At 65.1% G+C, this 21,182-nt stretch carries 25 protein-coding genes; 8 read left to right on the forward strand and 17 right to left on the reverse strand.

The window, feature by feature from the left end; all coding sequences use genetic code 11:
• Positions 1-57: 57 nt before the first annotated feature.
• A complete protein-coding gene (locus tag AAG821_RS18985) occupies positions 58-858 on the reverse strand; it encodes an alpha/beta hydrolase (RefSeq protein ID WP_341915333.1) in 801 nt (266 codons plus the stop codon).
• A gap of 143 nt (positions 859-1,001) precedes the next feature.
• Here AAG821_RS18985 and AAG821_RS18990 point away from each other — a divergent pair, with 143 nt between their 5' ends.
• Positions 1,002-1,472, forward strand: a complete 471-nt coding sequence (locus tag AAG821_RS18990; RefSeq protein WP_341915335.1) for a MarR family transcriptional regulator — start codon at positions 1,002-1,004, stop codon at positions 1,470-1,472.
• Between the two features lie 3 nt (positions 1,473-1,475).
• Here AAG821_RS18990 and AAG821_RS18995 read toward each other — a convergent pair whose 3' ends face one another.
• The 7 genes from AAG821_RS18995 to AAG821_RS19025 are packed head-to-tail and all read right to left on the reverse strand — an operon-like array spanning position 1,476 to position 6,565.
• On the reverse strand, positions 1,476-1,967 hold the full coding sequence (locus AAG821_RS18995; RefSeq protein WP_341915336.1) for a GNAT family N-acetyltransferase: 492 nt from the start codon (positions 1,965-1,967) through the stop codon (positions 1,476-1,478).
• Complete coding sequence (locus AAG821_RS19000; RefSeq protein WP_341915338.1) at positions 1,942-2,778, reverse strand: alpha/beta hydrolase; 837 nt, start codon at positions 2,776-2,778, stop codon at positions 1,942-1,944. Before AAG821_RS19000 ends, AAG821_RS18995 begins: the two co-directional genes overlap by 26 nt.
• Positions 2,779-2,784: 6 nt before the next feature.
• Positions 2,785-3,348, reverse strand: a complete 564-nt coding sequence (locus AAG821_RS19005; RefSeq protein WP_341915339.1) for a hypothetical protein — start codon at positions 3,346-3,348, stop codon at positions 2,785-2,787.
• A gap of 14 nt (positions 3,349-3,362) precedes the next feature.
• Positions 3,363-3,887 (reverse strand): carboxymuconolactone decarboxylase family protein, encoded by a 525-nt coding sequence (locus AAG821_RS19010; RefSeq protein WP_341915340.1) that lies wholly within the window; start codon positions 3,885-3,887, stop codon positions 3,363-3,365.
• An 18-nt stretch (positions 3,888-3,905) separates the two neighbouring features.
• Positions 3,906-4,880 carry a tripartite tricarboxylate transporter substrate binding protein gene (locus AAG821_RS19015; protein ID WP_341915342.1) on the reverse strand — a complete coding sequence of 325 codons (975 nt, stop codon included), beginning with the start codon at positions 4,878-4,880 and terminating at the stop codon, positions 3,906-3,908.
• A gap of 39 nt (positions 4,881-4,919) precedes the next feature.
• The gene (locus tag AAG821_RS19020) at positions 4,920-5,729 is read right to left on the reverse strand and encodes an SDR family NAD(P)-dependent oxidoreductase (protein WP_341915343.1); all 810 of its coding nucleotides are present in this window, start codon (positions 5,727-5,729) and stop codon (positions 4,920-4,922) included.
• A complete protein-coding gene (locus AAG821_RS19025) occupies positions 5,729-6,565 on the reverse strand; it encodes an amidohydrolase family protein (protein ID WP_341915345.1) in 837 nt (278 codons plus the stop codon). The genes AAG821_RS19020 and AAG821_RS19025 overlap by 1 nt, the downstream gene beginning before the upstream one ends.
• Before the next feature lie 82 nt (positions 6,566-6,647).
• Here AAG821_RS19025 and AAG821_RS19030 point away from each other — a divergent pair, with 82 nt between their 5' ends.
• The 3 genes from AAG821_RS19030 (at position 6,648) to AAG821_RS19040 (ending at position 10,167) form a co-directional block, all read left to right on the forward strand.
• Positions 6,648-7,547 carry a LysR substrate-binding domain-containing protein gene (locus tag AAG821_RS19030; RefSeq protein WP_341915346.1) on the forward strand — a complete coding sequence of 300 codons (900 nt, stop codon included), beginning with the start codon at positions 6,648-6,650 and terminating at the stop codon, positions 7,545-7,547.
• A gap of 316 nt (positions 7,548-7,863) precedes the next feature.
• Entirely contained in the window at positions 7,864-9,237 is a 1,374-nt protein-coding gene (purB, locus tag AAG821_RS19035; protein WP_341915348.1) for an adenylosuccinate lyase, read from the forward strand.
• Between the two features lie 48 nt (positions 9,238-9,285).
• The gene (locus AAG821_RS19040) at positions 9,286-10,167 is read left to right on the forward strand and encodes a haloalkane dehalogenase (RefSeq protein WP_341915349.1); all 882 of its coding nucleotides are present in this window, start codon (positions 9,286-9,288) and stop codon (positions 10,165-10,167) included.
• Between the two features lie 7 nt (positions 10,168-10,174).
• Here the strand turns inward: AAG821_RS19040 and AAG821_RS19045 are convergent, their stop codons facing one another.
• Positions 10,175-12,112, reverse strand: coding sequence for a hypothetical protein (locus AAG821_RS19045; protein ID WP_341915350.1), 1,938 nt, complete (start codon positions 12,110-12,112; stop codon positions 10,175-10,177).
• A gap of 313 nt (positions 12,113-12,425) precedes the next feature.
• The gene (locus AAG821_RS19050) at positions 12,426-12,878 is read right to left on the reverse strand and encodes a VOC family protein (RefSeq protein ID WP_341915352.1); all 453 of its coding nucleotides are present in this window, start codon (positions 12,876-12,878) and stop codon (positions 12,426-12,428) included.
• A gap of 84 nt (positions 12,879-12,962) precedes the next feature.
• Between AAG821_RS19050 and gcvA the strand changes: the two genes are divergently transcribed.
• From gcvA to AAG821_RS19065, 3 genes are all read left to right on the forward strand, one after another.
• Positions 12,963-13,886 carry a transcriptional regulator GcvA gene (gene gcvA / locus AAG821_RS19055; protein ID WP_341915353.1) on the forward strand — a complete coding sequence of 308 codons (924 nt, stop codon included), beginning with the start codon at positions 12,963-12,965 and terminating at the stop codon, positions 13,884-13,886.
• A 13-nt stretch (positions 13,887-13,899) separates the two neighbouring features.
• Positions 13,900-14,808, forward strand: a complete 909-nt coding sequence (locus AAG821_RS19060) for a 5'-methylthioadenosine/S-adenosylhomocysteine nucleosidase (protein ID WP_341915355.1) — start codon at positions 13,900-13,902, stop codon at positions 14,806-14,808.
• Positions 14,809-14,924: 116 nt separating this feature from the next.
• Positions 14,925-15,818 carry a DMT family transporter gene (locus AAG821_RS19065; RefSeq protein ID WP_341915356.1) on the forward strand — a complete coding sequence of 298 codons (894 nt, stop codon included), beginning with the start codon at positions 14,925-14,927 and terminating at the stop codon, positions 15,816-15,818.
• A gap of 51 nt (positions 15,819-15,869) precedes the next feature.
• On the opposite strand, the gene argB is transcribed toward AAG821_RS19065, so the two are convergent.
• From argB to rpmH, 6 genes are read right to left on the reverse strand one after another with little or no spacing between them, the layout of a single operon-like run.
• The gene (argB, locus tag AAG821_RS19070) at positions 15,870-16,784 is read right to left on the reverse strand and encodes an acetylglutamate kinase (RefSeq protein ID WP_341915358.1); all 915 of its coding nucleotides are present in this window, start codon (positions 16,782-16,784) and stop codon (positions 15,870-15,872) included.
• Positions 16,785-16,828: 44 nt separating this feature from the next.
• Complete coding sequence (yihA, locus tag AAG821_RS19075; RefSeq protein WP_341915359.1) at positions 16,829-17,479, reverse strand: ribosome biogenesis GTP-binding protein YihA/YsxC; 651 nt, start codon at positions 17,477-17,479, stop codon at positions 16,829-16,831.
• Between the two features lie 5 nt (positions 17,480-17,484).
• Positions 17,485-19,284, reverse strand: a complete 1,800-nt coding sequence (gene yidC / locus AAG821_RS19080) for a membrane protein insertase YidC (protein ID WP_341915360.1) — start codon at positions 19,282-19,284, stop codon at positions 17,485-17,487.
• A complete protein-coding gene (gene yidD, locus AAG821_RS19085; RefSeq protein WP_341915362.1) occupies positions 19,284-19,541 on the reverse strand; it encodes a membrane protein insertion efficiency factor YidD in 258 nt (85 codons plus the stop codon). The genes yidC and yidD overlap by 1 nt, the downstream gene beginning before the upstream one ends.
• Entirely contained in the window at positions 19,538-19,927 is a 390-nt protein-coding gene (gene rnpA / locus AAG821_RS19090) for a ribonuclease P protein component (RefSeq protein ID WP_341915363.1), read from the reverse strand. Before rnpA ends, yidD begins: the two co-directional genes overlap by 4 nt.
• Before the next feature lie 10 nt (positions 19,928-19,937).
• Positions 19,938-20,072, reverse strand: coding sequence for a 50S ribosomal protein L34 (gene rpmH / locus AAG821_RS19095; protein ID WP_297682681.1), 135 nt, complete (start codon positions 20,070-20,072; stop codon positions 19,938-19,940).
• Between the two features lie 315 nt (positions 20,073-20,387).
• Here rpmH and rpmB point away from each other — a divergent pair, with 315 nt between their 5' ends.
• Positions 20,388-20,681: a 50S ribosomal protein L28 gene (gene rpmB, locus AAG821_RS19100; RefSeq protein ID WP_341915365.1), complete on the forward strand. Its 294-nt coding sequence runs from the start codon at positions 20,388-20,390 to the stop codon at positions 20,679-20,681.
• 65 nt (positions 20,682-20,746) lie between these two features.
• Here the strand turns inward: rpmB and AAG821_RS19105 are convergent.
• Positions 20,747-21,182: esterase-like activity of phytase family protein (locus tag AAG821_RS19105; protein ID WP_341915366.1), on the reverse strand; the 436-nt coding region annotated here is incomplete at its 5' end.

The following is a 21,182-nucleotide window of genomic DNA, read 5'->3' on the forward strand; positions in this document are numbered from 1 at the left end:
AAAAAGACAGGCAGGCGGGACCCGAAGGTCGCCGCCTGCCTGCGCCGGTCCCGCCGCTTAACGCGCCGCGGGGACGGCGTCCTTGGCGGCCCGGTCGATCACATCGGCCACCACCTTCGGCTGCGTCATGAAGACCGCATGGCTGGCGGCAACATTCGTCACCTTCGCATTGATGCGCTTGGCCATGTGCTGCAGCATCTTCTGGTCGAAGGCCTTGTCATCGGTGGCGATCACCGCCCAGCTCGGCTTGCTGCGCCAGGCGGCGTTCGTCAGCTTGGTGCCGAAGGCCGACAGGTTGATCGGCACCTGCGAGTCGCGCATGAAGGCGGCATCCGCATCGCTGGTGTCGGCGGCGAAGCCGGCTTTGAACTTGGCCAGATCGATGAAGCCGTAGCCGTCCTTCTGCGCGTCGATGACGAATTCGGGCGGCGTCGTGAAGCCCTCATACTGCTGCGCCGAGGTCTCGCCGGCATCGGGCGAGAACGCCGAGACATAGACCAGGCCGGCGACCTTCGGGTCGATGCCGGCCTCGGTGATCACGGTGCCGCCCCAGGAATGGCCGACCAGGATGGCCGGGCCGTTCTGGCGGTCCAGCGCGCGCTTGGTCGCCGCCACGTCGTCGGCCAGCGAGGTCAGCGGATTCTGCACGATGGTGACGCGGTAGCCGCGCCCGGTCAGCTCGTCATAGACGCCGCGCCAGCCCGCACCGTCGGCGAAGGCGCCGTGCACCAGCACCACATTCCGGATGGCCTGGGTCTCGGGGATGCGGTCAGCCGCATGGGCGGCGGTGGCGGTGGCAGCGGCCATGCCGAGGGAGACGATGGCGGCGTTCAACAGGGTCCGGGTCTGGGTGGTCATGGCTTTCTTCCTTGTTTAATCGCGACAACTATTATCGCGATAACTGTTATGTAGCCCAGACCCGCAAACCCGTCAAGCATAATTTTTATCGCGATATTGTTTTTTGCGATTATAATAACGACATCGAGGCGAAGGAGCCCGCCATGACCGAGAAAAAACCCAGCAATCCCGTGCCTTTGGACGATCAGGTCTGCTACGCCATCTATTCGGCGGGGATGGCCATCCAGCGGGTCTACAAGCCCCTGCTCGACCGTCTGGGCCTGACTTACCCGCAATATCTGGTGCTCAATGTGCTGTGGCGCGAAGACGGTCTGACCGTCGGCGCCATCGCCGAGCGGCTGGCGCTGGAATCGAGCACCCTGACGCCCCTGCTGAAACGGCTGGAAACCGCCGGCCTGCTGCAGCGGACCAGAAATCCGGAGAATGAACGCCAGGTCGTCATCGCCCTGACCGACCGGGGCCGCGCCATCCGGTCCGAGGCCGGCTGCCTGAATGACGCCCTGCTGGCGGCCTCCAAGCAACCGGTCGCCAACCTGGGCAGCCTGAACCGCGACGTCCGCCGGCTGCGCGACGCGCTCTATGAGTCTATCGGCGGCTGGGCCGCCCCGACATGACGCTCACGGGCTGAGCGCGCGCTCGAAAATCACCAGCCGCGCCGGGCCGATATCGGTATCGATCGCCTGCCAGCCGCGCCTCTCGTAAAACGGTGCCACGGCGGGCTTGGCCGAGAGATACAGCCGCGCGATGCCCAGCGCCGCGGCGCGGCGCTCGATCTCGCGCACCAGCGCGGCGCCGAGGCCGGCCTTGCGACACGCCGGCGCCACCCACAAGGCCGCCAGCCAGGGCGCGAGGTCTGCGCGTTCCGGTTCGTCGCAGGCGATCAGCGAGACCGTGCCGCAGAAAACACCGTCGCGCTCCGCCGCCAGCGTGAACGGCAGGGCGCCGGGCGCCAGATGCTTGCGAAAGCCGGCCTGCAGATCGGACAGCGCGCTGCCCTTGTGTTGCCAGAAGGTCGCCCAGATAGCCTCGGCCACCGCATCGAGCAGGTCGGGCCGCTCCCTCAGATCATGGATGGCGGGCAGGTCATGGATGGTGCAGGCGGCGCTCATGCCCTTCGGCTAGCATCCCCTGCCCCGGCGCGGCCAGAAAAAATTCACGCAGGCGAGCCGCCAGCGCGGCCCCGGCCTGCACCGGCATCAGATGGCCGCTGTCGACGATATCGAACACCGCACCGGGAATCCGCCCCGCCAGCGCGCGCCCGGCCGCCGGCGGCCGCAGGCCGTCATGGCGGCCAGACAGCACCAGGCAGGGCATCGTCAGCCGCGGCACATGCTGTTCCAGATCGACCTCGGCCAGCGCGCGGTTGGCATTGCCGTAACAGAGCGGATCATTGGCGAGGAAGCGCTCGCGATACCGCGCATAGGCCTGCGCATCGCGCCGCATGATGGCCGGATAGGAATTCGCCAGCGAGGCCTCGACAATCGCCTGCATGCCGGCGCGACTGGCCAGATCGGCGCGATCCTGCAGATACTGCCGCCGCGACGGATCGACGGTGAGCGCCGGCGCGCAGAGCGCCAGTGCGGCGACCTGTTGCGGCTGCCGCAGGGCAAAGGCCACCGCCAGCGCGGCACCGGCGGCGACACCGGCCAGCCGATAGGGCGGCGCCAGGCGTAGATGCGCCAGCAGCCGGACCAGATCGGCGACATGGTCGTCCGGCGTCAGGATGGCACGTGGCTTGTCCGATCCGCCGGCGCCGCGCTGGTCATGACGCAGGATGGTGAACTCATCCTGCAGCAGCGCCGCCGTTTCGTCCCAGCTGTCCAGGCTGCCGCCCAGTTCATGCAGCAGCACCAGCAGCGGCCCGCGGCCCTGCAGCCGATAGCGCAGGCCGATGCCATCCAGCGTGACGTGATCAGACATCACGCCTCAGCGCCGGTAGGGCATGTAGAGATTGATCAGATCCGCCGGCCGCACATTCACCTGCGGTGCCAGTTCGGCCAGCGTCACATGCGCGGCAAAGCCGGCCAGCAGCCACAGGCCGCCGGCATCGCGGAACACCCGCGCCGATACCACGCCGGGCCGCGCATGCCAGCTGTTCTGCAGCTCCGCGGCATCAGCATCGCTATAGCGCACCAGCAGCAGCCGCGCGATGCCGGTGGCATCGGCCAGCACGGCATCGCCCGGCGCCACCTGTTCGGCGGTGACGCGCTGGCGCCCGATGGTGCGCGGCAGGATGCGCTTGCTCCAGGGCGTGCTGTGCGGCCCCGACACCGCGCGATAGACCTCGGTTTCCAGCGCCGCGAGGCTGTCGAGATCATACAGCGCCAGCCAGCGCGGCCAGCCATCGAGGCAGACCCAGCGTGTGCCGCTGGCAAATCCGGGCAGGCCGCAGCGCTGCGGGAAATGCTCGCTGTCGTACCAGTCGTTGAACTCGTCTTCCAGCCCGGCGGGCGGCTCCATGGTGACCAGCAGAAGACCCTTGTTTGCCATGCGCCGGTTCCCGCCTAATGCCCGATATTCAGTGCGACGAGGAAACGCGACACCATGTTATAGGCCGCCACCGTCGCCACCAGCTCCACCACATCCTGCGGCGTGAACAGGGCGCTGACGCGGGCGAACAGCGCATCGGGCACCTGCACGTCGCGCGTCATCGCATCGGTCAGTTCCAGCACCACCTGTTCCGCATCGGTGAACAGCGCGCCAGTCCCGGTCTGGCCGGCGCGCAGGGCATCGATCTTCGCCGCCGACACCCCGGCCTTCTCGGCATGGGGGATATGGGCGTCGAATTCATAGGCGGCGCGGTTCAGCACGGCGATGCGCAGGATGATGATCTCACGCAAAGACGCCGGGATCGCAGTCTGGTTGCGCACCGCCGTCAGCATGCGCTCCCAGCCATTGGCAATCGGCGCACTGTTCAGCAGCACCTGATAGAGCAGCGACACCCGGCCGCGTTCGGCCATGATGCGCTGCTCGATCTCGGCGAGTTCCGGCCGGCTGCCCGGCGTGACCAGCGGAACGCGAACGGTCATTTTGCAGACTCCGGTTGGTTACTGGTCGTCCTTGATGTTCTTGGCCTTGATCAGCGCCGCCCATTTCGCCGCATCCTGCTTCTGCACGGCGGCCAGCTCCTGCGGCGTGGACGGTGCCGGCTCGGCGCCCATGGCCAGCAGTTTGTCCGACACGGTCTTGTCGGTCAGCGCGGCGCGCGTCGCCTTGTTCAGCTCGGCGATCACCGCGGCCGGGGTCTTGGCCGAAACGAAGAAGGCATACCAGTTGTTGGTATCGACGCCCTTCAGGCCCTGCTCTTCCAGGGTCGGCACCTCGGGCAGCACCGGATGGCGCTTCTTGGATGCCATGCCCAGCGGCTTCAGCCGGCCGGCCTTCACATGGCCGATCAGGCCTGGCACATCGCCGAAGAAACCGTCCACCTGGCCTCCCATCAGATCGGTGATGGCCGGCGCAGCACCCTTGTAGGGCACATGCAGCAGGTTGGCGCCGGTGGCATCGGCCAGCTGTTCGATGGCCAGATGCGGGATGCTGCCGATACCCGACGAGGCCATGGCCGCGCCCTTGCCCTTCTTGCTGGCCTCGATGAAATCCTTCGCCGTCTTGGCCGGATTGTTCGGATGCACCACGAAGAGTTCGTCATTGTTCACCACCAGCGACACCGGGGCGAAATCCGTATCCATGCTGTATTGCAGCTTGGGATACAGCGCCGGATTGATCGCCGCCGCGCCCACGCTGGTGATCCAGATCGTGCTGCCATCGGGTGCCGACCGCAGCACCTCCTGCGCGCCGATGGCGCCATTGGCGCCGGGCTTGTTCTCGATGATGACGCTGCGGCCCAGCTCTTTGCCCAGCTGGTCGGCCATGGTGCGGGCCACGGCATCCACCGGTCCGCCCGGCGCAAACGACACGATGATGCGTGTCACCTTGTTCTGTGCCAAAGCCGGCGCGGCCACTGCGGCAGACAAGGCCAGAATGGCGACCTGGGCTGCGGCCAGTGCGGAAAGTTTTTTCATCTCATCTTCCTCCGGTTATGCGTTTTTCGTTTTACAGCGTCAGTCGCAACGGGCGGTCATGCCGCCATCCACGACAATCTCGGTGCCGGTGACAAAGCGCGCCTCGTCACTGGCGAGGAACAGCACGGCATGGGCGGTGTCGCGGCCATCGCCCATGAAACCGAGCGGGATGCGCTTCTGGCGTTCAGCAAGCAGGGCTTCCACATCGCCACCACTGCGCTGGCCGGCCAGGCGGAATTCCACCATCGGCGTGTGCAGCTGGCCCGGCACCACGCAGTTCACGCGGATGCCGTCGGGCGCATGCTGCACGGCCACCACTTTCGACAGATGGATCACGCCGGCCTTGGTCGCCGCGTAGGCCACCTGCGCACTGCCGGTCCAGCGCTGGCCCGACGTGGAGGCGACATTGACAATGGCGCCGGATTTCTGCGCGATCATCGCCGGCAGCACATGCTTGCAGGTCAGGAACACGCTTTTCAGGTTGAAATCCACCTGGCTGTCCCAGACCTCTTCGCTCATCTCCACCGGGCCGCCCTTGGCCGAGCCGCCCACATTGTTGACCAGGATGTCGATGCGGCCGAAGGCTGCCAGGCAGGCCTGTGCCATCCCGGCCACCGCGGCAGAGTCGGTGACATCGCAGGCAAAGGTCTGGATGGCAGCGCGCGCGGCGCCGGCACGCTCCAGGGTTTCCTGCAGCCGCGCGGGGTCGCGGTCGACGGCAAAGACCCGGGCGCCTTCCAGCGCGAAACCCACGGCGGCAGCGCGGCCATTGCCCCAGCCGGGGCCGACACAGCCGGCACCGGTGACGATGGCCACCTTGCCGTCAAAGCGATTGCTGCGCGGCTGCATCACAGGTCTCCAAAGCGGTAGAGCCGCGCCGGATTGTCCACCAGCAGGGCCTGGCGCTGAGCCACGGTGGGGGCGATGCGGCCGATCAGTTGCACCAGCTGGGCGTCATCGGGGATCGGGCCGGCATGATTGGGATGCGGCCAGTCGTTGCCCCACAGCACGCGGTCGCCAAACGATTCCACCAGATGGCGGGCAAACGGCTGCGCATCCTCATAGGGCGGGCCGCGCTTGCTGATGCGGTCCATGCCGCTCACCTTCATCCAGACTTTCGGATTGTCGAGCAGGCGGCAGAAGGCCTGGAACAGCGGCTGATGCAGCCCGGCACTGGCATCCAGCCGGCCGATATGGTCGATCACTACAGGCACCGGCCCGGTTGCCAAAGTCTGCACCACCGCGGTGACGATGGCGGGATCGCCATGCACCTGCAGATGCCAGTTGAGCGGCGCGATACGTCTGGCCAGCGCCAGAATCTCGTCCAGCGGCGTGGCGGCGCCCAGATGCTTCATGAAATTGAAGCGCACGCCGCGAAAGCCCGCGGCATCCAGCCGGCGCAGTTCGGCATCGGCCACAGCAGTGGGCAGCAGGGCGATGCCGCGATAGTCGCGCGGCCGGGTGGCGATGGCATCTTCGGTAGCACTGTTATCGAAGCCGTGGCAGCTCGACTGCACGACGACGCAGCGCTGCAGCCCGAAGCTGTCATTCAGCGCATAGAGCGCCTGCTTCGGCGCATCGGTCTCGGGAATGAAGGTGGCGTCCGGGGCATAGGGGAAGCGGTCCCTCGGCCCAAAGACATGACAATGCGCGTTACAGGCGCCTTCCGGCAGCGTTTTCTCCATGGGCTTGGGTGTCGCATGCCGATGTGCTAGAGAACAATGACATAGATTCAATAACACCTATGCTTTTTACCTATATCCGGCCATGGACCTGAAACAGCTGCAGTATTTTGTCAGCGTGGTGGAAGCCGGCGGCTTCAGCCGCGCGGCATCGGCGCTCAACCTCGCCCAGCCCAGCCTGTCGCGGCAGATCGCCCTGCTGGAGGAAGAGCTGGAACAGCGCCTGCTGATCCGCACCGGGCGCGGCGTGGTGCCCACCGAGGCCGGCGCCGCCCTGCTGCAGCATGCCCGCAGCATGCTGGATACCGCACGCCGCGCGCAGGGCGAATTGCGCGACCTGCACTCCAGCCCCAGCGGCCGGATTGCCGTAGGCCTGCCGCCGCGGGTGGCCGTGCGGCTTGGCGTGCCGCTGGTGCAGCGCTTCCGCCAGCGCTTTCCGCGCGCCGTCATCACCCTGATCGAAGGCCTGACGCTGGGCCTGCGCGAGCAGTTGATCGGCGCGAAGCTCGATCTCGCGCTGCTGTTCGACCCTCAGCCCTCGCCGCTGCTGGAATACCGGCCACTGATGCGCGAACGCCTGCTGCTGTTCGCGCCGAAGGATACCGCGCTGCCGGCCCGGCTCGGCCTCGCCGCGCTGGCCGATTATCCGATGATCCTGGCCGGCGCGCCCAATGCGATCCGCGCCCAGGTCGATGCGGCGATCCGGCCCAAGGGCATCGAGTTGAAGGTGGTGGCCGAGGTGGGCGCGGTGCAGACCGCACTGGCCCTGGTGATGGCCGGGGTGGGCAGCACCATCCTGCCGGAAAGCGCCCAGCACCTGCATCCGGGCGGCAGCAAATTGCCGCGCGCCCCGATCGGGCCGCCGGCTTTGTGGAACAGCCTGGTGCTGGCGCTGCCGCGCACGGTGCCCGGCTCGCGCCTGGTCAGCGGCACGGCGCAATTGATCCGCGAGCTGGATATCCACCAGGTGCTGCCGGGCGGCTGAGCCGTCTTGACTTCCGGCTGCATGTTCACAATATGTTCTCATTGCGACATCGCTCTGCCGCCGGCGGGGGCGTTGGCGGCTGCCCGCGGGGCGGAAAAGCGCCAAAAGCCTGTCCCGCCGCGAACCCGAGCGAACCGCAGCGAGCCTGAACGAACCCCAGCGAACCGCAGCGAACCGCAGCGAAGCCCAGCGAACCTCAGCGAACCCCAGCGAACCGCAACGAACCAAAAGCCTGCGCTTGATCCGCCTGCCCCGAGCGTCTAAACCAGCCGCGACTATTCAGTCTTTTCCTCTCCGATTCCGCCCCGAGGCTTCGATGATCCCGCGCTACACCCGTCCTGAAATGGCCGCCATCTGGGAACCGGAGCAGCGCTTCCGCATCTGGTTCGAGATCGAGGCGCATGCCTGCGACGCGCAAGCCCAGCTCGGCGTGATCCCGAAGGCGGCAGCGAAGGAGGTGTGGAAGAAGGGCAAGTGGGAGATCGCGCGGATTGACGCGATCGAGCGCGAGACCAAGCATGATGTCATCGCCTTCCTGACCAATCTGGCCGAATATGTCGGCCCGGCCGCGCGCTTCGTGCACCAGGGCATGACCTCGTCGGATGTGCTCGACACCTGCCTGAATGTGCAGCTGGTGCGCGCCGCCGATCTGCTGATTGCCGGCACCGACCGTGTGCTGGCCGCGCTGAAAGAGCGCGCCTTCGAATTCAAGCTGCTGCCCACCATTGGCCGCAGCCACGGCATCCATGCCGAGCCGACCACCTTCGGCCTCAAGCTCGCCGGCTTCCATGCCGAATTCCAGCGCGCGCGGAAGCGTCTTGTTGCTGCGCGCGAGGAAGTCGCCACCTGCGCGATCTCCGGCGCCGTCGGCACCTTTGCCAATATCGATCCCTTCGTCGAGGAATGGGTGGCGAAGAAGCTCGGCCTGGTGCCCGAGACCGTCTCGACCCAGGTGATCCCGCGCGACCGCCATGCGGCGTATTTCGCGCATCTGGCCGTGGTGGCGTCGTCCATCGAGCGGCTGGCCACCGAGATCCGCCATCTGCAGCGCTCGGAAGTGATGGAAGCCGAAGAGTTCTTCTCGCCCGGCCAGAAGGGCAGCTCGGCGATGCCGCACAAGCGCAACCCGGTGCTGACCGAGAACCTGACCGGGCTCGCCCGCCTGGTGCGCTCGGCCGTGGTGCCGGCGCTGGAAAACGTGGCGCTGTGGCATGAGCGCGATATCAGCCACTCCTCGGTCGAGCGCGGCATCGGCCCGGATGCCACCATCCATCTCGATTTCGCGCTGCATCGCCTGGCCGGCGTGATCGAGAAGCTGGTGGTCTATCCCGACAACATGATGAAGAATCTCGACCGCTTCGGCGGCCTGGTGCATTCGCAGCGCATCCTGCTGGCGCTGACCCAGGCGGGGCTGTCGCGCGAGGACAGCTATCGCCTGGTGCAGAAGCATGCGCTGAAGATCTGGCAGCATGGCGGCGATTTCCTGCAGGCCCTGCTGGCCGAGAAGGAAGTGACCGCCAAGCTGAAGCCGGCGCAGCTCACCGCGCTGTTTGACCTCGGCTATCACCTCAAGCATGTCGACACCATCTTCGCCCGCGTCTTCGGCAAGGAAGGCGTCACGCCGGGTATCCGCAAGGGCAAGGCCAAAAAGCCGGCGGCGAAGAAGAAGGCAGTCAAGAAGAAGCGTTGACATCGGCCCCATGGCAGCCTCTCCTGAAAGAAAAGGGAGAGGACGCCAATGATCGAGGCCCTGCGCACGCCGGACGAACGCTTTGACACCCTGCCCGGCTACGGGTTCAAGCCGCATTACCTGACCCAGGCCAACGGCCTGCGCATGCATTACCTCGACGAGGGCAAGCATGCCGGCAAGACCTTCCTCTGCCTGCATGGCCAGCCGACCTGGAGCTATCTCTACCGCCGCATGATCCCCATCTTCACCGCGGCGGGCCATCGCGTGGTGGCGCCCGACCTGTTCGGCTTCGGCAAGTCTGACAAGCCGCGCGAGGACAGCGTCTATAGCTTCGATTTTCACCGCGACAGCCTGATCGCGCTGATCCGCGCGCTCGACCTGCACAATGTGGTGCTGGTGGTGCAGGACTGGGGCGGCCTGCTCGGGCTGACCATCCCGATGAAAATGCCCGAACGCTTCACCGGCCTGCTGGTGATGAACACCGCGCTCGGCACCGGCGATGTACCGCTGACGCAGGGCTTCCTCGACTGGCGTGCCTGGAACAACAAGAACCCGGATATGGCGATCGCCAAGCTGATGCAGCGCAGCTGCCCGCATCTGTCGGCCGAAGAAGCCGCCGCCTATGAAGCGCCCTACCCGGACAAGGACTACAAGGGCGGCGTCCGCCGCTTCCCCAACCTGGTGCCCGATGCGCCCGACGCGCCCGGCGCGGCAACCTCGCAGCGCGCGCGCGACTTCTGGAAGAAGGACTGGACCGGTACGACGATGATGGCCATCGGCATGACCGATCCGGTGCTGGGCCCGCCGGTGATGCAGGCGCTGGCGAAGATCATCAAGGGCTGCCCGCCGCCGCTGGAACTGCCCGAGGCCGGCCACTTCGTGCAGGAATGGGGCGAGCGCGTCGCGACCGAGGCACTCGCCCGGTTCTGACGGTCCGCTAGTCGAAGGCGATCCGCGTCACCGGCAGTCGCGGTGCAGCCAACGGCGCTTCACTCGGTTTCGCGGCAGCCTTGCCATCCGGCTTCGCAGCAGGAGCCTTGGGCTGCGACGACTGCGCGATGCAGGATTTCAGGAACTCCGGCGCTAGTGTGGCCAACTGGGCATTGCCCGCAATAGCCAGTGCCTTGTCCGCGCAGGCCGTCATGGCCTCGGCCTGACTGCGGGCGCCAAGCCGGGCGATCTCGTTCGGATCGCCCGTGCCACGCAGGGACTGCTCCTGGCTGTGCTTGGCTCCGGCGAAATCCCTGCCGATAATCTCTTTGCACTGCGCCATCATCGGCAGGCGGTTGTCGATCCCGGTCTTCACCCGCTTCAGCAGCCTGTCTTGCAGATCGTCGCTCGCAACCAGCAACGGCTGCAACATCCCCGCGATTTCCGGGTAACCGGGCACCGCAGCGGATTCTATTGTCTGATGCAGGCCGGCAGTAATTGTCGTTTGGTTCAGCAGGCGATCCTGGGCAGCAGCGACACCGTCACCGGCCTTGTCTTCGGCCGTCACGGCAGCGCTGTAACGCCGCTCGGCCATGCGGATGCGGGCCTGGGCATCGCGCTGCACGGGATCGGCCTCATCGGGCCTGCCCAGGCGCGCCAGGAAGGCTTTCTCATTGCTGAGATGTTCCGTCGCCGCCTTCAGCTCATTCGCAGCCACCGCCTGCCCCTTGCGTGCGACATCCAACTGGGCACGGAGGCGGCCTTCCTCGGCCTGGGCCGAGGCCAATTGACGCAGCAGGCTGGCCTGTCGCGTCGGATCATGCGCTCCCTGCTGGATTCGCGCCGCCGTCGTGGCCTTCAATGCATCAAAATAGGGTTCGTAATTATAGAAGGTATGTCGCGCAATCAGCCGTGCATAGAGCGGGCCGGTGTAATCCAGCGCAGTGATGCAGGCATCCACCATGGCATCGAGGCCGTCGTCATCGACATAAGCGCGATGGATGGCGACCACCGCATCGCTGCTGCCCTTGGCCGATGCTGTCTGCAAACCGGTAACTTTTCCAATCGTCGAGGCGGCCGCAAGCGACAGGGTGGTTTCGGCAGCCGTGGTATAGGCGAGTATCGCCTTCTCCAACTCGTCGCGCTTCTTCGACACATCTGCGATTTCGGGTTGCGCCTTGGTGGCTGGATCGGCCTCGTTTTTCAGCGAGTCGATTTTCGCGTTCAGAGTATCCTGGCTGGTCTTCAACGCCTTTTGTGCCGCCTCCACTGCCTTGCGCTTCTCTTCAAGTACCGCCGGATCCGGCCCTTTTACACTCGCCGTCCCGCCCAGCGCCGCCAGTTCGCGCCCGAAAGCGCCCGCGGCCAGCTCGGCCGAGAGCAGCGTCACCATCGTCTTGTCGATGCGCCCCATGGTGGTGGTGTAGGTGGTGGCGTTGATGGCGCCATTGGCATAGGCCTCGCAGGCGCGATACATTTTGTCGCGCAACAGCTGGATCGATGCCAGCCGTTCGCCCAGTTGCGCCACCGCCGCTGTCACCGAGCGGCCGAAATCGACGCCGATATCCTTGCCGCCGCCGGTGGCCATACCTGCCGGTGTCGCCTTGCTGAGATCAACGCTGACCGCGAGGCGCATGGCTTCGGAGATGGCCTGCGTCACATCAGGGCTGGGCTCGGCACAGATGATCTGGTTGGGCTCATTATGGCCGACCAGACCATAGTCCGGATCGCGGCGCTTGTCGGCCGGCGCGCCGCCGCGTTCAAGCTGTCCGTTCTCGGCCGGCACTGACCACACCACACGCTGCTTGGCATCGGTGACCAGGGCCGTGCCCTGACCAAGTCCATAACTATGCAGGATGTGCGGCTCAGAATTCCGGCCACAGGCGGTCAGCGCAAGACAGGTCAACAGAATACCGGTACCGGTGACTATACGCGTGATGCCCATGTCATCCCCCATCGCGCTTCGCCCCACCGAAGCGGCTATGCCTGCCGACACCTGCTCGCTGCCATGCCATGGTCGATCTTTGATCGGGCGACTGATGCACCGGCCTTTGGCCGAAACATTGAAATATGCGACTGGCGTTCTGACTAAAATTATCGTGCAGGCGCCGCAGGAATAGCAGAGCGTCTAAAAATACCCACCGTCTCTACTTAAAAGTTAAACCCAAATGCTCCGCAACCGGATTCTGCAGGCAGCAAAAAAAGCGCCGTCACGACAGTGACGGCGCTTTCAAGAATGATTACGAGAGTATGCTTTTTTACTTCGCAAAAATCATGTCGTCGTTGGCGAAGGCCTTGAACTCAAGCGCATTGCCCGAGGGATCGAGGAAGAACATGGTGTGCTGCTCGCCCACTTCGCCTTCAAAGCGAACATAGGGCTCAATGATGAAGTTGATGCCAGCATCGGTCAGCTTCTTCGCCAGTGCTTTCCAGTCGGGGATGCTGAGGATGACCCCGAAATGCTTGGCCGGCACCTGGTGGTCGTCGACTGAGCTATAGGCCTTGATGGTGCATTCTTCCGGCGCCAGATGGGCGACCAGCTGATGGCCGAAGAAATCGAAATCGACCCAATGTTCCGCCGAACGGCCTTCCGAACAGCCAAGCAGTTCGCCGTAGAACTTGCGAGTCACGGCGATGTCGGTGACCGGGAAGGCAAGATGGAAGGGGCGGATCGCCTTGGCGGCGGTCTTGACCGGGGTCAGGGCATTCATGAGGTAACCTCGTGCTGGGGGGCTTAAACGCGCGGCGGATATTATCGAGTGGCGCCAATCCGACAACCGATTTAAACTCGCCCAATGATGAGTTTTTCTCATAATGACGCCGCCCAGATTCAGGGCAGCCTGCCCTCGCTGAATGCATTGCGGGCCTTTGCCGTCGCCGGACGGCACTTAAGCTTCACCCGTGCCGCCGAGGAGCTGCATGTCACCCAGGGCGCCGTGAGTCGCCTGGTGAAGCAGCTGGAGGCAGATCTGGGCGTCAGCCTGTTCCGCCGCAGTCCGCGCGGCCTGGAGCTGACGCCGGAAGGCGCCACCTTTCTGCCGGCGCTCAGCGATGCCTTCGCGCAGCTGGCCACCGCCACGCGGCTGGTGGCGCGCAGCCGCCGGCCAGCCAATCATCTCGCCATCACCATGCTGCCGACACTGGCGATGCGCTGGTTCATGCCGCGGCTGGCCGATTTCCACCGCCTGCATCCCGATATTTCCGTGGATGTGACCAGTGCCGACCGGCCGATCGACTTTGCCCGTGAACCGGTCGATGTCGGGATTCAATACGGCAGCGGTGACTGGCCGGCCGATCTGGCGGCTGAATTCCTGATGCCGGAAACCGTGATCCTGGTCGGCAGCCCAGCGCTGCTGAAAACCAAGCCGGTGAAAAAGCCCGAAGACGTGAAACGCCACAGCCTGCTGGCCCATTCGACGCGGCCGGAGGCCTGGGCGGAATGGTTTGCCGGCGCCGGCATGAAGGCGGTGGCCGGGCGCGGCCCGGCCTTTGAGCATTTCTTCATGTCGATCGAGGCGGCGGTGAATGGCCTGGGCCTCGCGCTGGTGCCCGATTTCTTTGTCGCCGCCGAGCTGCGCGACGGCCGCCTGGTCGAGCCGCTGCCGCGCTATCGCGTCGCCCGGCGCGGCGGCTATTATCTGCTGCATCTGCCCGGCCGCGAGCGCGAGCCGGCGATCCGCGCCTTTCGCAGCTGGCTGCAGCGCATCATCAAAGCCTGACCGGAGGACAACCATGCGCCACCTTGCCTTCGCCCTGTTGCTGCTCTTGTCGCCGCCGCTGCTGGCGGCCGAACGGCTGGACTCCACACCGCGCATCGCCGTGATGTCGGCCTTCGCGCCGGAATGGCAGCTGCTGAAAGCCGCCACCACCGAACAGAAGAGCCACAGCGTCAATGGCATCGACTTCGTCACCGGCAAACTGGCCGGCCGCAACGTGGTGCTGTTCCTGAGCGGCATCAGCATGGTGAACGCCACCATGTCGACGCAGGTCGCGCTCGACCGTTTCGATGTCACCGGCATCGTGTTCAGCGGCATTGCCGGCGGCGTCGATCCGGCATTGCATGTGGGCGATGTGGTGGTGGCTCAGCAATGGTCGCAGTATCTGGAAGCGACCTTCGCGCGCGATCTGGGCGGCGGCCAGTGGGGCGTGCCGCCGTGGCAGAGCCGTGACATCCCGAATTACGGCATGATCTTTCCCGGCCCCGTCGAGGTGCGCCGCGCGGGTAGCGCCACGCCGGAAAAGAAAACCTGGTTCGCGGTGGATACCGGCATGATGGCGGCAACGGCGAAGATGGGCGATGTCGCGCTGCAGGATTGTGTTGCGCCCGGCCGCTGCCTGACGCGCAAGCCGCGCCTGATCCTGGGCGGCAATGGCGTATCGGGCCAGGCCTTCGTCGACAATGCCGCCTTCCGTGAATACGTGTTTGCCACCTTCAAGGCGCAGCTGCTGGACATGGAAAGCGCGGCTGTCGCCATGGTGGCCTATGCCAATGGCACGCCTTTCATCGCCTTCCGCAGCCTGTCCGACCTTGCCGGTGGCGAGCATGGCGGCAACGAGATGGCGACTTTCATGGGGCTGGCTTCGGCCAATGCGGCCCTGGTGGTGCAGCGCTTCCTGCAGGCCTGGACGCCACCGCGGTGATGCCGTCACCGCGGCTGTAAGCGGAATTGTCAGGCGACAATCCGCAGCCATAGACATTGCAGCCTGGGGCGATATATCGCCCCCGCCCGTTCCCTCGCCATCAATAAAGAAACATCATGCTTACCGCCCTGCGCCAGTCGCGCTCCTATCCTCTGCTGCTGCTGATTGTCACCGGTGTTGCGCTTGGCGCCGCCCCGCCGCTGGCCCGCATCGCGGCGCAAAGCGACATTCCGATGATCGCCTTTGCCTTCTGGCAGAACCTGCTCGGCGGCCTGCTGCTTCTGCTGCTCGCCAGCCTGACCGGGGCACGACCGCCACTGCGGCATCTGCGGTTCTACGCCATCAGCGGCCTGATCACGCTGGCCCTGCCCAGCGTACTGATCTTCCTCGCCGTCGCCCGCATCGGAGCCGGTCTGCCCAGCATCGCCTATGCCTTCCCAGCCATGATCACCTATGCCATCGCGCTTGGCCTGCGCATGGAACGTTTTGCATGGCAGCGCGCCACCGGTATCGGCCTCGGACTGGTCGGTATCTTGCTCATCCTCGGCCCGCGCTCGGGCCCGGTCTCGGATGCCGACCTGCCGTGGATGCTGCTGGCCTTCATCGCGCCGGTCTCGCTGGCGCTGGGCAACATCTATCGCACCCGCGCCTGGCCCAAGGATGCCGCGCCGCTGGCACTGGCCTCAGGGACGCTGCTGGGCGCCGCCGTCTGGCTGCTGGTTGCCTGCGCTGTCTTCGGCAGCTTTTATGTGCCGGCCGGCGTGGCGCCATCGGACTGGGTGCTGGCCGCAGCCGGGCTGTTTGCCTGCCTCAGCTTCATCCCCTATTTCGAGCTGCAGCGCGTGGCCGGACCGGTTTACCTGAGCCAGATCGGCTATGTGATGGCCGCCGTCAGCCTTGCCATCGGCACCTTCGTGTTCGGCGAGCGCTATGGCCTGCTGGTCTGGGTCGCCGCTGCAGTGATCGTTGCCGGCATCCTGCTGGTGAACCGCAAGCCCGTTCAGAAATAAAAAAAGCCGCCGGTTGCGGCACCGGCGGCTTTTCGATCCGCTCGAAAGAATTTACGGCGTCTTTTCGATCATCGTGCCGACGCCATGGGCGGTGAACAGTTCCAGCAGCAGCACATGCGGGATGCGGCCATCCAGGATATGCGCGGCCTGCACGCCGCCGCGCACGGCATCGAGGCAAGTTTCAACCTTGGGGATCATGCCGCCGGAAATCGTGCCATCGCCCATCAGCACCAGCGATTCCTTGGCCGTCAGGGTCGGGATCAGCTTCTTGTCCTTGTTCAGCACGCCGGCCACGTCAGTGAGCATCAGCAGCTTGCTGGCACCCACTGCCGCGGCGATCGCCCCGGCCGAGGTATCGGCATTGATATTATAGGTCTCGCCATTCTCGCCGATGCCGATGGGGGCGACGACGGGGATGACGTTGGAATTAAGCAGGGTGCGCAGGATATCGGGATTGATGCGGGTCGGTTCGCCGACGAAGCCGAGATCGAGCAGCTTCTCGATATTCGACCCGGGATCGCGCACGCTGCGACGCAGCTTGCGGGCCTCGATCAGCCGCCCATCCTTGCCCGACAGGCCGATGCCGGTGCCGCCGGCGGCGCTGATGGCGGTGACAATCGCCTTGTTGATCGAGCCGGCCAGCACCATCTCGACGATCTCGACGGTGGCCTGATCGGTGACGCGCAGGCCATCGACGAATTCACTCTTGATCTTCAGCCGCTCCAGCATGGCGCCGATCTGCGGGCCACCACCATGCACCACGATCGGATTGATGCCAACCTGCTTGATCAGCACGATATCGCGGGCGAATTGCAGCGCCAGCGCCTCGTCGCCCATGGCATGGCCGCCGTATTTCACCACCATGGTCTGGCCGGCGAAGCGGCGCATATAGGGCAGCGCCTCCGACAGAACCTTGGCGGTCTGCTGCAGATGCGTTTCCAGCGGTTGCGGGCCGGTGGTCTTCATGGGTGTTTCCCGGTGTTTTGTTGCTTCAGCGGTTATAAGCGTCGTCAGGTCAATGCTGCAAGCTCGGCCCGCAGCTCAGGGATGCCGGTGCCAGCCTCGCTGGAGGTCACCCGAATGATCGGATGCGCGGCAACATGCCGGCTGAGCGCCGTCGCCGTCGCCGCCTTGATCTCGGCCAACTCTGCCGGCGTGGTCTTGTCGGCCTTGGTCAGCACCACCTGATAGATCACGGCCGACTTGTCGAGCAGTGTCATGATATCTTCATCACCGGTCTTCAGGCCATGGCGGCTGTCGACCAGCAGGCAGACCCGCTTCAGCTCGGTGCGCCCCTTCAGATAGGCGCGCGTGGTTTCGGTCCAGGCCGCCGCCTTGGCCTTGCCGACCGAGGAATAGCCATAGCCCGGCAGGTCGACGAGACTGAGCACGCCGCCGAGATCGAAGAAATTGAGCTGCTGGGTGCGGCCCGGCGTGTTGGAGGTGCGGGCCAGCGCCTTGCGGCCGCAGAGCGCGTTGACCAGCGAGGACTTGCCGACATTGGAACGGCCGGCAAAGGCGACCTCGGGCCCGCGCGCCGGCGGCAGCTGCGGCACCGTCATGGCACCGGCAAAGAAATCACAAGGGCCGGCGAACAGCAGCCGGCCGCGCTCCAGCGCGGCCGGGGCAAAGCTTTCGTCGGCGGCCGGCAGCTCGGCCATATCCGTTACTTCTTCTTCGCCGGCTCAGGCTTTTCGGCGCCGCCGCCGATCTTCACGCCCATGCGCTTCATGATCACATACTGCTGCAGGATCGAGAGCGTGTTGTTCCAGCTCCAGTAGATCACCAGGCCGGCGGCAAAGCTGCCCAGCATGAAGGTGAAGACAATCGGCATCAGGGCGAAGATCTTCTGCTGCACCGGGTCCGGCGGCTGCGGATTCATCTTCATCTGCAGGAACATCGAGATGCCCATGATGATCGGCCAGACGCCGATCGAGATGATGGCGAGCGGACCGAGATTGGGCACATCCCAGGGCAGGAAGCCGAAGCCGTTCAGCCATGAGGTCGGGTCAGGCGCGGAAAGATCGCGGATCCAGCCATAGAAAGGCGCATGGCGCATCTCGATGGCGATATAGAGCACCTTGTAGAGCGCGAAGAAGACCGGGATCTGCAACAGGATCGGCAGACAGCCGGCGGCCGGATTGACCTTTTCCTTCTTGTACAGCGCCATCAGCTCCTGCTGCATCTTGGCGCGGTCTTCGCCATAACGCTCGCGCATCGCCTGCATCTCGGGCTGCAGCTTCTTCATCGCGCTCATCGCCACATAGGATTTGTAGGCAAGCGGGAAGAACAGCAGCTTGACGATCACGGTGACCGCCAGCATGGCCAGGCCGATATTGCCCAGCACGCCCTTCAGATAGTCGATGCTGTAGAACATCGGCTTGGTCAGGAAGTGGAACCAGCCCCAGTCGACCGACAGTTCGAAGCGCAGGATCTTGTGCTGCTCCTCATAACGGTCGAGCAGGTTGACTTCCTTGGCACCGGAGAACAGCAGCGTGGTTGCCGACACGGTCTTGCCGGGCTCGAGCTGCTGGCCGCCGCCGAGATAATCGGCCTGATAGCGATCCGGGCCGTTTGCCGGCTTGGCATGGGTGAAGCGGGCCTTCACATTCTGCTCCACGCCCGGCACCAGCACGGTCTGCCAGTATTTGTCGGTGAAGCCGACCCAGCCACCGACCGAGTCGTATTCGCGCGCCTTGTCGTCGATCAGATCCTTGTAGCTGAGTTCCTTCAGCGTGCCGCTGTCGGCTGCCTTGTCGCGGAACACGCCGACCGGGCCTTCATGCAGGATGTAGAGACCGTCGGTGGTCGGCGTGCCATGGCGCGATACCAGCGCGTAGGGGAACAGCGTCAGGGCCTTGTCGCCCTTGTTCTCCACGGTCTGGGTGACCGTGAAGAGATAGTTGTCGTCGATCTCGATCTTGCGCGCGAAGACCAGGCCCTGGCCATTGTCCCAGGTCAGCGTCACCGGTTGGCCCGGCCGCAGCACATCCTTGTCGGCGGTCCAGCGCGTCTGCGCCGTCGGCAGCACCACGCTGGTGCCGGACGCGGTCCAGCCGAATTCGGCATAATAGGGCGACGGACCGCCGGTGGGTGACAGCAGATGGATCGGCTTGGAGTCGGGCTTGATGGTTTCGCGATATTCCGGCAGCACCACATCGTCGATGCGGCCGCCGACCAGGTTCAGCGAACCGATCAGGCGCTTGCCCTCGATCTTCACGCGCGGGCTTTCCGCCAGCGCCTTGTCACGCGTGGCGGCCTGCTCGGCCATCTGCTGCGCCAGGCTGGGCAACGCCGGCAAACCGCTGGCATCAGGCACCGCACTGCCAGCCGGCGCCTGGATCTGCTGGGTCGCCTGCTGCTCGCGCAGTTTGTCCTGCTTGGGCTTTTCGACGAAGAACTGGAAGCCAAGCATGATCGCCACCGACACCACGATGGCGATAATGAGATTCTTCTGGTCGGACATCAGACTGAGCCTTGCTGTACGGATGAAGTGGTGGTGACAGGTGGAACCGGGTCGTAGCCGCTGCCGCCGAAGGGATTGCAACTGGCCAGCCGCCGCACGGCGAGATAGCCACCGCGCGCCGCGCCATGCAGTTCCAGGGCTTCCAGCGCATAGCAGGAGCAGGTCGGCTGATAGCGGCAGTTATGCCCGACCCAGGGTGACAGGACGAGGCGGTAGGCCTTGATCGGCAGCGACAGCAGCGTGGCAAGCGGCGTCATGCCACATCCCCGCGGATATTAGCAGCCGGTTGATCGGCCGGCGCCTGCCAGAGCTTGAGTTTCTTCAAAGCGGTTTCGAGATCGCGGCGCAGCGCGGCAAAATCCCGCAGCGGCGTGCCATGGCGCGCCACCAGCACGAAATCATGGCCGGGCACTGCGTGGATTGGCAGGATTTCACTGGCCAGCGCCTTGAGGCGGCGGCGGGCGCGATTGCGGATTACAGCATTGCCCACCTTGCGCGACGCCGTAAAGCCGACCCGGCAACAGCCGGTTTCGCCGGAGGCGGCCTGCAACAGCAGTCCCGGCAGCGCTACGCGCCGCTCGGCCGCCTGCACCCGGAGATAATCCGCGCGGCGGCGGAGTCGCTCGACACCGCCCGACGCCATCGCGGGTATATTAAGCCGAGAGCTTCTTGCGGCCCTGCGCGCGACGCGCGGCAATGACCTTGCGACCGCCGACGGTGGCCATGCGGGCGCGGAAACCATGGCGGCGCTTGCGCACCAGGTTGCTCGGTTGGAAGGTACGTTTCACAGCGGCTCTCCGTCAGACTTGCCCACTTTTCCCAGAAAACCGCGAAAAAGAGGGTTAAACAAAAACAGATCGGCGGCCCGCGAAGGCCCCCGGAAAATCGGTCCCGCTGTATACGGGGTCGTCATAGCAGAGTCAACGCGGGAATTGCCCCGGATTCAGGGCGGTTTTCCGGGCCTGAAGCCTTCCGACGGCGGGCAGGATGCCGCAGGCCGCAGCGACCGGCTTTTGCGGGCGACGACCGGGTTGACGTCTGGGGGGCCAGTCCCTATAACCGGCCACCAAATTTAGGAAACACTGGAAAGTTAGAGGTTCATCATGGCCCGTCGTTGCGAAGTGACCGGCAAGGGCGTTCAGTCCGGCAACAATGTCAGCCACGCCAACAACAAGACCCGTCGCCGGTTCCTGCCGAACCTGCATGTGGTTTCGCTGATCAGCGAAGCCCTGGGTCGCGATGTGACGCTGCGCGTGTCGAGCCATGGCCTGCGCTCGGTGGAGCATAACGGCGGCATCGACAACTGGCTGATCAAGACCAAGGACGCGCTGCTGTCGGACGACGCCAAGTCGATCAAGCGCAAGATCAAGAAGGCGCTGGCCGCCAAGGCTGCCTGATCTTACGCAGATAGAATTCGCAAAACGCCCGTCAGGTTCGCCTGGCGGGCGTTTTCGTTTGTGCCTCACGGTACCAGGCGAAACACCATCAGCAGCGTGCGCTGCCAGGGATTCTGGTTGTCATCCGACATCACATAGAGCCACAGGCTGCCATCGGCGGCACGACGCAGATCCAGCGCTTCCATGTTGTCGACCGAGACCGGCCGCGTCCATTCGGCCAGCAGTTCGGATGCCAGACTCGCGCCAGGCCGAATGGCATCAGCCGGAATCCGCTGCAACCGTGCCTTCGGGCCGACCAACGGCGTGAAATAGCGCTCCAGCACAATGACATCGCCATTCTCCAGTGCGACCGCATCGGTGGGCTGGAAATCGTCGCGTGCCGGCCAGGCCAGGTCATGCCAGGCCCCATCGCGCCACAGCCAGGCCGCACGGCCGTCGCTGCCGATCGTGCGCGCCGCCGGCACGTCTTCGCTGAACAGCAGCAGGTCGCCATTGGCAAAG

The sequence above is a fragment of the Ferrovibrio terrae genome (assembly GCF_943372915.1).
Classification (GTDB): Bacteria; Pseudomonadota; Alphaproteobacteria; order Ferrovibrionales; family Ferrovibrionaceae; genus Ferrovibrio; species Ferrovibrio terrae_A.